This is a genomic window from Paenibacillus sp. FSL W7-1287 (genome assembly GCF_038004245.1).
Classification (GTDB): Bacteria; Bacillota; Bacilli; order Paenibacillales; family Paenibacillaceae; genus Pristimantibacillus; species Pristimantibacillus camelliae.
Genome location: NZ_JBBORD010000001.1, coordinates 1547948 through 1559848, shown reverse-complemented (window position 1 = coordinate 1559848; position 11901 = coordinate 1547948). Strand labels below are relative to the sequence as shown.

Here is an 11901-nt window from a genome sequence, read left to right as displayed (position 1 = left end):
AAAGTCGGACGTATTAAACTACCTCTTAATGGTGATACGACACAGTTCTGGAGCCAGCGAACTCCCCCCAGCAAACAACGTCAGCTCACAAGGCTCGACCTTGTATTCCATCTCTCGGTTCCAGATTGCCAGCTCATTTTTGCCAAGCTCAAATTGTATCGTGGTCTGCTCTCCGGGCTGAAGCTCTACCTTGGCAAAGCCTTTTAGCTCCCTTGTTCTTCTAGTGATCGGGGAGCCCTGCGCTTGTATATACAGCTGAACTGCTTCTGCTCCTGCGCATTGGCCTTCATTGACCACTTTTACAGAAACGATAAGCTTTGCACCGTTCTCCAGCGCTTCTGCTGATAAAGTACTCTCCAATAAATCTTCGAGCGCACAGCTAAACTTGGTGTAGCTGAGGCCATAACCAAATGGATATAGTGGCTGCTCTGACATGTCGACATACGGACGTCGTCTGCCTTGATTTTTCTGATTATAATAAACGGGCAGCTGGCTGGATGATCGCGGCATGGAGACAGATAGCTTACCGCTTGGATTTACATGGCCATACACTATCTCCGCTAGTGCTGTCCCTCCTTCAGGCCCTGGATAAAACGCACATAGAACGGCTTCGCAATAGCGTTCAACGACTTCCAGCACATGAGGTCTGCCTTGAATAACAACTGCAACAAGCGGAGTGCCCGTAGCTGCTAGCTGTTCAACCAGCTTCTCCTGCATACCGCCAAGCTGCAGGTTTGCCAGATCGACTCCTTCACCGCAATCCATCTCTCCTGTATGATGACCGCCCATAATAATAGCTCCATTGCTATCAAATTGATCGCCAAAATCTCTTGCACTGCTGCCGCCAATAACAACGATTGCAACCTCGGCAGCCTTGGCGGCTTCTATCGCTTCTGCTAGCCCTTCATCCTGCATATCACGTATGCCACAGCCTCGTGCATAAATAATTTCCGAGCCTTCCGGTGCAAGCTGTTGAAGGCCTTGCAGCACGGTCGTGCACGTTCCAGGCCGCTGGATGCTCGTATAGTCGCCAAGCTGATTGTATACGTGATCTGCATTTGGACCTATTACCGCTATACGGCGCGGCGCCGCATGCAGTGGCAGAATGCTATTATTGTTTTTTAGCAAAACGACTGATTCCCGTGCCAGCTGGACATTAACAGCCTTCGCCTGATCTGCACCAACAGTCGTTGCAGCTAACGTTTCATCCACCAAAGGCTTGTCGAATAAGCCTAGCTCGAATTTAAGCTTAAGCACTCGCCGCACGGCTCGATCGACATCCTCGATAGCGACTAAGCCTTGCTCAACCGTGGCCTCAAGCTTAGTAAAGGATTGATCCCACAGACTAAGATCTACTCCGGATTGAAGCGCAAGTGCTGCGGCCCCTTCAAGGCTTCCAGCAATGGAGGTTAATCGATCGATGGCACAGCCGTCGGCCATTACGATTCCCTCGAACTCCCACTCCTCGCGCAGCACACGCTGCAAAAGCCACGAATTAGCATGACACGGTACGCCGTCGATCTCATTGTAGGCCGCCATTACTCCCAGCGCCCCGGCCTTAATACCAGCTAGTGCAGCTGGCAAATGAATTTCGCGCAGCTCGCGTTCTCCGATATTCGCAGGACCAGCATTGTGACCACCCTGTGCAGCTCCTTGCGCACATAAGTGCTTTAACACAGCGGCCACCTTATGACCTGATCTAAGCTCTTTCACATCATTGCCTTGCAGCCCGCGCACAACTGCCTCTGTGAATCGAGAAGCGAGAAATGGATCCTCACCATAGCATTCTTCCGTTCTCCCCCATCTCGGCTCCTGTAATATATCCAGTGCAGAAACTAGCCCAAGATGTGCGCCTCGACTACGGATCTCTGATGCGACATACGAATAAGCCCGCTCAGCCAGTGCAGGATTCCAGGTCGAGCCTACTGCCAGATTCACGGGCAATAATGTCGAATCCAGCGCCTGATGACCATGCGGGCATTCTTCAGATAGCAGCACAGGGATACCAAGACGAGTATGCTCGCGCACATACCGCTGAATAGCGTTCGCCACCTTACCACTTTGTGCAGTTGGAATTCCGTTATCATGTGTAACTGCGGACCAAGGATCTGCTCGAAACAGGCCATAGAGCGCACCCATTCCATCACCGAGCTGTACCTGCTGCTTGAATAGCTCCGTTAGCTCGATATCGTCTCCAGTACGCTTATAAGCGTCCCAGCCGTACATATGCTGATTAAGCTGCCCAATCTTCTCCTTCAGCGTCATACGAGCAAGCAAATCCTCGACACGCTGCTCGATCGGAAGCTCAGCATTTTTATAGACAGCATCCATTCCACTTCACTCTCCCTGTTAAGCCTCAACTTCATCGTGCAAATCTACCTACCTATGTGCTTAGACGCCTGCACTGACCGCACGATATTCCTTCGGAGTCATGCCTGTTACTGTCTTGAAAACCGATACAAAATATTTGTATTCCTTATACCCAACCTGGTCAGCTATTTCAAATACCTTATCATTTGTTGATGCAAGTAAGCGCTGCGCCTGAGAAATGCGAACATCATTAATGAATTCCTTAAAGTTTTTCCCTGAGTTTTGCTTAAAGATATAGCTAAAATGATTTGGTGTAATATTGAGCCATTCTGCGATTTCGGATGCCTTCACATCCTCGCTATAATGCTCTCTTACATACTTCATCGCCTTCTCGACGATCCAGTACGATTTAGTAACGGATTGATTGCGAATCAGCTCTAACCAAGCGTGTAAATCATCAAGCAATAATTGCTCCAGCAATTCGTAGCTATTGTATTGATGCAGATCAACAGATTGACGCTCGCCATTTTGCTCAAATTGTAAAGCATTGTTGCGCAGCCGCTGACGAAGAAGTGTCATTTGCTCCTCATAAATTTCGAGCAGCTCTGGCAGTAACAGCTGGTGCTCTCGCAGCTCAGCAAGCAACGTCTTCACCATGGTCCTTGCTTCATCACACTCTTGACGGTATAGCAGTCCGCTTAAGCGATTAGCCCAGTCCGCTGGTGGTGCATAGCTATGAATAGATGGTCTGCTCGATTCTATTGCTTTACACCTTGGCATCGTTAGAATCGATTCGTTCTGTGGCAGTAATATATGATAAGGAAGCATTTGCCAGACCTGCTCACACAATACTGTCGTTTGCTCCAGATCATTAAAGCAATCAGAGGCAGCAATAATGATCCGTCCATCATGCTTCCAGCCTGCTGCGATCTGCTGCGGTAATTCGTTCCAATCCTTCTCATGCAAGGTACGATGCTTATCGTAAACAAAGGTGTAGAGAAGATTGGCATTCGTAAATACAAATATCGAACCCAGTCCAGCAGCGTCCAAAGCTGACTTTATGTCCTCTGTCCATTCATCCTGCAGCCTTTTGAGTGCATCTGCAGAAAGCTCCCCATAATGAAGCTTAAATTCAGTTAATTGAGTAGCAAGAATACGATAAGTGCCTTTAAATTTCTTTAGCTGTTTAACGAGCTCCGTCTCAACAAATTCTGATTTGCTATATATCGCGTTCATAAACCACAGCTCTGCCTCTTCGGGCGAAATCGTATTAGCCTCTTCATGAATTCGTTCAATCACTTTGCTAACGACAGCCTTCAGCTCGTCAATGTTAACTGGCTTCAGCAAATAATCGATAACACCCTGTCGCATCGCGCGGCGAGCATAGTCAAAATCCTCATAGCCGCTAATCATGATCATATTGATATCTGGGTATTGGTTGCGCAGCTGCTCAGCCAGCTCCAGCCCATCCATGCCATCCATGCGAATGTCAGACAAGACGATATCGATAGCCTCAGCCTGAACAATCTCTAATGCCTGTTCTCCATCCCAAGCAACGCCTACTACCTCAACGCCAAGCTGCTCCCAGTCAATCGTTTGTTTAAGCCCTTCGCAAATGATCGGTTCGTCATCGACAATAATCATTCGAATATTAGCATTTGTTTTTTTAGTGTAATGATTATGTTTATCCATCTACTACTCACCACCATTAGAATTGACGTATGGAATTTTTAGCCTTACCCAGGTGCCTTGTTCCTTAACAGGCATCAGCTCCAGCCCGTAGCCCGTACCGAAGAAAATAGTTAAGCGCTCATTAATATTTTGCAGGGCACCGATTTTGTCTGATTTTTGCTGCCGTTGCTTCAGCATAGCTTGAAGCTGCTGTACCTGCTGAGCATCCATTCCTTTTCCATTGTCACGAACATCTATCCAGATCTCATTGCCTCGTTGATAAGCGATTACCTTGATCCAATTGTCATTGGACTTAGTTTGGAAGCCGTGAATTAAGAAGTTCTCTACCAGCGGCTGAATGATCGTTTTCGGAATTTTGACATCTTCTAATGTATACTCCATAAACAATGTATAGTGCAGCCGCGTACCTAAACGTACCTGATGCAGCGCCAAATACGATTGAACAAACTGCATCTCTTGCATCAGCGTCGTTTCGTATTGCCCATTGTTCACGCTAGACCTGAAGAAGCGCGAGAGCATTTCAATAAGGTGACTCGCTTTTTCTGCATGCTCCAGACGCGCAGTCCAGCGGATCGTATCCAGCGTATTATATAAGAAGTGCGGATCCATTTGGCTTTGCAGTAGCTTTAGCTCCGATTCTCGCTCTCTTATTTCCAATTTATATTTATGATCGATCAGCTCTTGAATGGTATCAACCATCGCATTGAATTTACGACCTAAGTCAGAAATCTCATTCTTAGAATGAACGGGGACCCTTGCACTGAAATCTCCCATCATTACACGAGTCGTTTCATTTTTCAGCCGTAGAATCGGTAGAATGATCATATAATGAAAGCCTACGAGTGCCAGAGCAAGCAGCAACAGAATGCCAAGCAGCACGGCTGACATAATCCATCGCACTCCTACTAATTGCTGATCAATGACGGACTTAGGAATCGCGGTAACGATAGTCCAGCCCGTACCTTCCATATGACGACTAAACGTATAATAGGAGGAATCGCCTGATTGATAGCTAGTAGCCCTAGCTCCTGTGCTCCTCATCGACTCTAACATATGATGTGGATCGAGGTGTTCCGCCTCCTGAGCCTCTTCGGATTGCAGCACCAGCTCATCGTTAGACCCGATGACATATACATAGCCGTGCTCCCGATACTGTTCATTCTCTAGCAGCTTCACGATGCTTTGCTCGTCTAGTCGAATAACTAGATTACCAAGCGGAGTTGTTACGTCCTTGTATTTATTCAGAACACGAAACAGGGAAATGATTTTAACTTCACCATTCCAGCCACTGTTAGCAGTGTAGCCTTCGCTCCAGACAATTTTGCCTCGCAGCTCCGAGGCCTGCTGCAGCCATGGCTGTTCGTCCCCATATACCGGTTCTCCCATTTCTATTAAGCCACCATTCAAACCATCGATCGTAATCGAACGAATATACGGCTTTGAAAACAAGTGAAAGCTTAGCAAGCCCTCTACTGATTCTTTTAGATCATCTACGTATTCACTATATTCGTACGGATTAGATTGCAAATAATCGTTGAGATCCGGATTGTAAATTAAGTAGTCCGCTAGATCCTCCACCATAGAAAATTGCTCTTCCAGCTGATTAACGACCGCATCCAAATTTCGAACCGTCGACTCTACATATTGATCTTGCAAAATTTTTGTGTAGGTTGATTGAACGAGAATGCCTACTCCCAATGTCGGTAAAATTACTAGCAGAAAAAAGATAAGTATAGCGATTTGCTTGAGCCCATAATTTCTGAATATTCGTAATTTCCCGGTCATGGTTAACATCCCCCTCGATGACTTACAGCTTAGCCTTTGACAGCTCCTGCTACCATCCCGTTAACAAGCTGCTTTTGGAGCAGCAAATAGAAGATAATAATAGGAACTAAGGCAATTGTAAGCGCCGCCATCTGCAAGGTCAAGCTAGCGGTTTCTATCCCTACAAAGTTAGCAATACCAAGTGGCAAGGTTTTTAGAGACTCTGAGCTTATCAATACTAGTGCGAATAAATACTCATTCCAATTGTAGATAAAATTCAAAATAACGACGGTAGCGATGGCTGGGCGAGTAATCGGCAGGATGATCGACCAGAAGATTCGATAGATTCCTGCTCCATCCATAACCCCGGATTCTTCGAGATCACGCGGGAAGCTGCGCATAAAGCCTTCCAGAATAAAGATCGTTAAAGATAGATGAAAAGCCGTGTAAGGCAGGATCAATGATAAGTACGTGTCCAGTAAGCTTATATTCTTCATAATCATAAAGATCGGGATTAGTGTTGCGTGAATAGGAATGAGCATGCCGAGTAGAAATAACCCATACAACGCTCCACGCAGCTTGAATTCAAAACGAGATAGGAAGAACGCAGCCAATGCTCCAAGCATTACGGTCACGACGAGCGATACGAACGTAATGAGCAAGCTATTGAAAAAGTATACGTCCATATTGGCGACTTCCCATGCCTTGCTATAGTTAGAAAACTGGAGTACTTCAGGCAATGCGAATGGGCTTGCTGCATACTCCTGTTCTGTCTTGAAGGAGCCGACGATCATATAAAAGATCGGAATGATGTTGAATAAGGCAAACACTCCAAGGAACAAGTAAGCAAATATATAATACAGGGGTGATTTTTTGGTCATCATGTTCAGCTCCTTTCTAGTCCTTTTCCCTACCGACTCTGTTTGCGATCACCACGACGATCAGGCTGAACAATAGAATCAGAATAGAAACTGCGCTACCGTAGCCGAACTGTCTGCTCATAAAGGCATTGTTGTACATATAAATTGTCATGACTTCAGTCTGATGAGCAGGTCCACCACCGGTCAAAATTTGAATCAAATCAAATACTCGGAATGAATTGCTTATGCTGTATATGACCGTTACGAGAATGGTGGCACGAATCATAGGAATCGTAATTAAAAATACTTTTCTTAGTCCAGTAGCTCCATCAAGCTCTGCAGCCTCATTCACTTCACTAGATATGTTTTGCAGTGCTGCTAGAAAAATGATCATGTACAAGCCACAGTTTTGCCAGATATATGCTAGGCTAATGGAAAGCATCGACCATTCAGGATCACCTAGCCAGTTACGTTGCCAGCCTTCTAGGCCAATCACGCCTAGGACGCTGTTTAGAAAGCCATACTCTGTGTTGTAGATCATTCCCCAGATAAGTGAAACCATTACCGAGGAAATAACGACTGGGATAAAGCCTACCGTTCTAAAGAAGCCATTTCCTTTCAAGCTTCGATTAAGTAATAGTGCAAGCAGCAATCCAAGAGGAAGCTGTCCGATCAAGCCGGTTAACATAATGATGACGTTATTTTGAACAGAGAGCCAAAAAATATCGTCCTGAAAGATGTCACCAAAATTGTCCAAGCCAATAAATACTTTGGCAGATATACCATCCCAATTAAACAATGAATAATACAAGCTGAGAATGATGGGGAGAATGGCTACGCCAATATAAATAATTAGCGAGGGGAGCAGCCCTACAAAAATTGCGAGCCTAGTTTTTTTTAACGTATGCATCAGGTACCCTCCTCCAAGCACAATCTTTGGGAAAACAAGCTAGTATACGTCTATCAATATACTAGCTTGTTTGTCTCCTTTTATTGGATCGTTAATATGCTTACTGTCCGATTAATTCTTGCGTATCCTTAGCGACTTCCTCTGGTGTTCCTCTTCCTACAGTTAACGCTTGTAAGCCGTTCTCAAACTCTTTTGCTGCTTGCGTATTGATAACAGCGTCGAATACAGGAGCTGTACCGTTGCTTGTCAGCTCATACATTTCCTTCAGATATGGGCTAATATCGTCGCCCATCTCTACGTTAGCTGGAACGAGAATACCTGCTTTCGCTAGGTCAGTATAAAGCTCTTCATTTACAAAGAATTTCATAAATTCAACAGCAGCTGCCTTTTTCTTCTCATCTAGTCCATTTTTAATGGCAATACCAAATTGCGGTACACCTGCAGCCATTTTTTGATCACCTAAGCCGCCAGGGACACTTGGGAACAAGGCGATTCCGAACTTGTCACCTTCTTCATTCGTTGTACGAATACGTCCATCCACTGTAGCGGATGAAATATGCATCGCTGCTTTACCTTGAATCAGATAGTCCTGTGCTTGAACAGAGTCCATATTGTTTGCATCAATATTGAATGCTTCTAGCTTTGTCAGCTCGTCAATAACCGCGATTGCACTTACATACTCTGGGTCTGTTAATTGCGCTTCTCCTGCCATTACCTTATGAAGGAAATCCTCACCAGCAAATCGTTGACCAATAATGGACATATAGGATGATTGAAGCGGCCATTTTTCTTTGTTACCTAGAGAAATTGGTGTAATGCCTGCTTCCTTCAGCTTTTTGATCATCTCAATAAATTCCTCATAAGTAGCAGGGAATTCATTGTAGCCAACCTGTGCCAAATACTCTTTGTTGTAATAGATGATGTCTACAAAGTTACGCTTTGTCGGAATCGCTAGTTGATTGCCATCCACATTGTAGCCTGCAAGCGCATCTTCACGAACAAGATCATTCCAGCTGTCCATATGATCGTTCAGCGGCATAAGCAAGTCACCTTTTACAAGTGGATCAAGGTCAGCACCTGGCCAAGCAACGTTAATGTCTGCTAGGTTGTTCGCAGTTGCTAGTGTAAATAGCTTCGTCTTGTATTGTGCTGCTGCTACACCGTCCTGCTCGATTTTAATGTTAGGAAATTGCTCTTCAAAAGCTGCAATGCGCGCCTTGTAAACCTCGTTATCTACGTTAGGTGATGTCCAAGGATGCATCATCGTTAATGTGATTGTCTCTCCGCTAGTGCTTTTTCCATTATTAGAGCTGCCCTCATTACCGTTTTCCTTTGAATTACCACATGCTGCAACGACAACCATAACTGCAGCTAAAACTAGTGACAATGAAATTCTCATCCAATTGCTTCGTTTCATATCATCGACTCCTCTTTTTTAATGATACATCCACTTCCTCAGGAAGCGTTTACAATTACTTTAGAGATTGCTTATGCTACTCTTTCTAGATAGGGCTGTACGATAGAGCATGCTACAGTACACTTTCATACAGCCTAGCCTTGCTTTCCATCATGTTCAAATGTAACCGCTGTTAATTTCCTGCAACAATGTAATCAACTAATTCATCAAGTGGCACGGTAGCAAGAGCTATCGCTGTATCCGTTACGCCATAATAGATATACAGCAGGCCATCCTTCACTACATTGGCTGTTGGAAAAATAACGTTAGGAACTTGATAGCCGAACTTCTCATAATATGGCTCCGGCTCCATAATGAAGTTCTTCGTTCTAGCAATAATTTTTTCCGTATTTTCAAGATCTAGCAGAAGTGCACCGACACGATATACACTGTCCATGTCTACGCCATGATACAGGACAAGCCAGCCTTTATCTGTTTTAATAGGGGGAGTAGAGCCACCGATTTTTTTCTGTTCCCAAGGTTCAGTACCAGCCTTCGCCAATAGCTTAGGCTCTTCCCAATGAATAAGATCATCGGAATAAGTAATCCACATGGCAGCTTTTTCTGTGCCATATTCAGGACCAACGTACTCCTCAGGACGACGCAGCAGCACATATTTATTATTGATTTTCTCAGGAAACAAAATATTGTCTCGATCATTAATGTCGAGTGGTGTTGTGTCGCTGAGATATTCCCAATGGATTAGATCCTTTGATGTTAGAATACCTGAGCGAGTGAGCCAATGCTGTGGATCATCACCCCAACCGTCTGGATATTCAGGTATCGAACGTTCTGGCAATCCTGTGCCTGTTGGGTAATAATTCATCGCACATGGGCGAAGCGCATAGTTTAGATAGAATGTATCGTCTATTTTTACAATACGCGGGTCTTGAACACTGCCATAAGGGAATCCAAGCATATCTGGTGTTACGATCGGCTCATCCTTTACATGGGTAAAGTTAACGCCATCATCACTTTCCAGTAAGCCTAAGAAGTTTTTACATGGTGTTAAGGAACCCGCTGTGCGCTCGATCATATAGAACTTCCCATTGTCGATAATGACTGCAGGATTAAACACAGTTGCCTTGCGCCATTCGAATATTCCTGGTACAACGATCGGGTTTTGGGGATGTCTCGTTATTTCCATTGCTAGCTATACCTCCTTATAAGATGTGTGATCGACTTATGAGTTAAATTATATAGCCCAGCGTTTGCGAATTATATCCGATAAATCTTCGATTACATCCGATAACATCCGATTTATAGATTTTTCCATTGTATCCGTTTACACAATCTGGATGATGCTATTCATTTTAAATATGATCATGATCTGTTGAAACAACATTAACAATAAAAAAGCTCTCTTTCATTAGTGAATAATCACCAATGAAAGAGAGCTAAAGTTGAAACTTGCCAGGTTGTAGAAAAAATCCTATTCAAGCAGCTTCGTTAGTCTTAGATGTCATCTCATATACAACGCGGTTACACACCGTCTACTTTACCATCGATACGGACAGGCATTCTCTAATTCATCAGTATGTCTAGGCCTATGACTTTGAGCTTGTTGTATTCCCCTCATTGCTAGCTGATTTGTTTTTAGTGCCTTTACTTTTATACGGCTTAGGAGAATTAGCAGCTCTGCGTTCCGCGGCCTGCCAACGGTTCCATCCTTTTTTACCTGTACCTCTACCTGTACCCTTTGCTTTACTCAATTGATCACTCCGTTAATTAGTGTGTCTTCCTATGTAATATCATAGCATTGGTGTCAAATGGGGCGGTTATACATGGAACATGAAACTACTTTAACAGCTTCAAAAATTTTAATTAGAAAAAACTTGAAATTTCAAATTAATCAGTTATACTGATTATATAAGAAACTGATTAATTGTGGAGGTGAGCAAAAAAGTTGGAGCCTTGGAATCAATCATATGGTTTTTTACTTGGAAAGGTTCTTCAGCAAATGGAAATAAAATTTGCAGAAGGTCTTGCAATGTATGACATTAATGCTAGACAATACGGTGTTCTTTTATTTGTAAAAGGAAACCCTTACTCATCACAGAAAGATATATCTGAAAACCTACAAATTGATCGGACAACAATGGTAAGTCATATCGACCATTTAGAAGCTTTAGGTTTTGTGGAGAGAACAAAGAATCCTAATGATAGAAGATCCTATAGCCTTTTGATTACATCTAAAGGAAATGAGGTAGTGGATTCACGTTGGGAATTTTTAAATACAATTGAATTAGGAGTTTTAGCTCCATTAAATGACCACGAAAAACAATTGTTGAAGGAATTTCTGGTTAGAATTTGGAGTTCACTTTGAAACGGGAGGCAATATTTCGATGAACGCACTTGATTATTTTAACGCACGTTTAGAAGCTACATTTAGCCCTATGGATTATATGAGAGCGACGCAATTGAATCCGGATAAATACTTATTGATCGATGTTAGAAATGGTCCTAGTCACGTTAGAAGTTTAACTATTAAGGATGCTGTGATTATCCCACAACAAGAGCTATCCAATCGATTACATGAAATACCAAAAGAAAAGGAAATTGTTGTTTACTGCTGGGATGTATGGTGTAATACTGCTGCCAAAGCAGCCATTTTCTTAATTGAACATGGCTATACAGTGAAGGAGCTATCTGGAGGAATTGCTGCTTGGAAAGAAATGAACTTTCCAGTGACAGATGCTTCACTAGGTGAAGACAATTTTGATTGTGGATGTTGATTTTCACGAGTAAGGTTCGTTTTTGAATCAGCTTCTATATACAAAGGCTCTCTTCTATTTGTGCTATTCACAAGTAAAAGAGAGCTTTTTTAGACCAATCGTTGCAGTTGACTAAGTGATTTAGTTTCACTCAAGAATAGTAGTAGCAGGTTACTTAGAAGCCACATCATACAC

At 43.6% G+C, this 11901-nt stretch carries 10 protein-coding genes; 2 read left to right on the top strand and 8 right to left on the bottom strand.

All coding sequences use genetic code 11. The features are described from left to right. Positions 1–18: 18 nt before the first annotated feature. The 8 genes from NSQ99_RS07020 to NSQ99_RS06985 all read right to left on the bottom strand — a co-directional run bounded on the left by NSQ99_RS07020 (position 19) and on the right by NSQ99_RS06985 (position 10704). Complete coding sequence (locus tag NSQ99_RS07020; protein WP_340835902.1) at positions 19–2331, bottom strand: glycoside hydrolase family 3 N-terminal domain-containing protein; 2313 nt, start codon at positions 2329–2331, stop codon at positions 19–21. Positions 2332–2391: 60 nt separating this feature from the next. Beyond that, entirely contained in the window at positions 2392–4002 is a 1611-nt protein-coding gene (locus NSQ99_RS07015; RefSeq protein WP_340835901.1) for a response regulator transcription factor, read from the bottom strand. Positions 4003–4005: 3 nt separating this feature from the next. Then, positions 4006–5787, bottom strand: coding sequence for a cache domain-containing sensor histidine kinase (locus NSQ99_RS07010; RefSeq protein ID WP_340835900.1), 1782 nt, complete (start codon positions 5785–5787; stop codon positions 4006–4008). Positions 5788–5816: 29 nt separating this feature from the next. After that, positions 5817–6650, bottom strand: a complete 834-nt coding sequence (locus NSQ99_RS07005; protein ID WP_340835898.1) for a carbohydrate ABC transporter permease — start codon at positions 6648–6650, stop codon at positions 5817–5819. 13 nt (positions 6651–6663) lie between these two features. Next, positions 6664–7536 carry a carbohydrate ABC transporter permease gene (locus tag NSQ99_RS07000; RefSeq protein WP_340835897.1) on the bottom strand — a complete coding sequence of 291 codons (873 nt, stop codon included), beginning with the start codon at positions 7534–7536 and terminating at the stop codon, positions 6664–6666. Between the two features lie 100 nt (positions 7537–7636). Further along, the gene (locus NSQ99_RS06995; RefSeq protein ID WP_340835896.1) at positions 7637–8953 is read right to left on the bottom strand and encodes an ABC transporter substrate-binding protein; all 1317 of its coding nucleotides are present in this window, start codon (positions 8951–8953) and stop codon (positions 7637–7639) included. Between the two features lie 172 nt (positions 8954–9125). Then, positions 9126–10139, bottom strand: a complete 1014-nt coding sequence (locus tag NSQ99_RS06990; RefSeq protein WP_340835895.1) for a glycoside hydrolase family 130 protein — start codon at positions 10137–10139, stop codon at positions 9126–9128. Positions 10140–10539: 400 nt separating this feature from the next. Next, positions 10540–10704, bottom strand: coding sequence for a DUF3934 family protein (locus NSQ99_RS06985; RefSeq protein ID WP_340835894.1), 165 nt, complete (start codon positions 10702–10704; stop codon positions 10540–10542). Between the two features lie 194 nt (positions 10705–10898). On the opposite strand from NSQ99_RS06985, the gene NSQ99_RS06980 reads away from it, so the two are divergent. Both NSQ99_RS06980 and NSQ99_RS06975 read left to right on the top strand, forming a co-directional pair. Further along, positions 10899–11318: a MarR family winged helix-turn-helix transcriptional regulator gene (locus NSQ99_RS06980; protein WP_340835893.1), complete on the top strand. Its 420-nt coding sequence runs from the start codon at positions 10899–10901 to the stop codon at positions 11316–11318. Positions 11319–11337: 19 nt separating this feature from the next. After that, entirely contained in the window at positions 11338–11727 is a 390-nt protein-coding gene (locus NSQ99_RS06975; protein WP_340835892.1) for a rhodanese-like domain-containing protein, read from the top strand. The last annotated feature ends 174 nt before the right edge of the window (positions 11728–11901 follow it).

Excerpts from the sequence above, each read along its gene's own strand:
- NSQ99_RS07020 (WP_340835902.1), bottom strand. The coding sequence starts at position 2,331 with ATGGATGCTGTCTATAAAAATGCTGAGCTTCCGATCGAGCAGCGTGTC.
- NSQ99_RS07015 (WP_340835901.1), bottom strand. The coding sequence starts at position 4,002 with ATGGATAAACATAATCATTACACTAAAAAAACAAATGCTAATATTCGA.
- NSQ99_RS07010 (WP_340835900.1), bottom strand. The coding sequence starts at position 5,787 with ATGACCGGGAAATTACGAATATTCAGAAATTATGGGCTCAAGCAAATC.
- NSQ99_RS07005 (WP_340835898.1), bottom strand. The coding sequence starts at position 6,650 with ATGATGACCAAAAAATCACCCCTGTATTATATATTTGCTTACTTGTTC.
- NSQ99_RS07000 (WP_340835897.1), bottom strand. The coding sequence starts at position 7,536 with ATGCATACGTTAAAAAAAACTAGGCTCGCAATTTTTGTAGGGCTGCTC.
- NSQ99_RS06995 (WP_340835896.1), bottom strand. The coding sequence starts at position 8,953 with ATGAAACGAAGCAATTGGATGAGAATTTCATTGTCACTAGTTTTAGCT.
- NSQ99_RS06990 (WP_340835895.1), bottom strand. The coding sequence starts at position 10,139 with ATGGAAATAACGAGACATCCCCAAAACCCGATCGTTGTACCAGGAATA.
- NSQ99_RS06975 (WP_340835892.1), top strand. The coding sequence starts at position 11,338 with ATGAACGCACTTGATTATTTTAACGCACGTTTAGAAGCTACATTTAGC.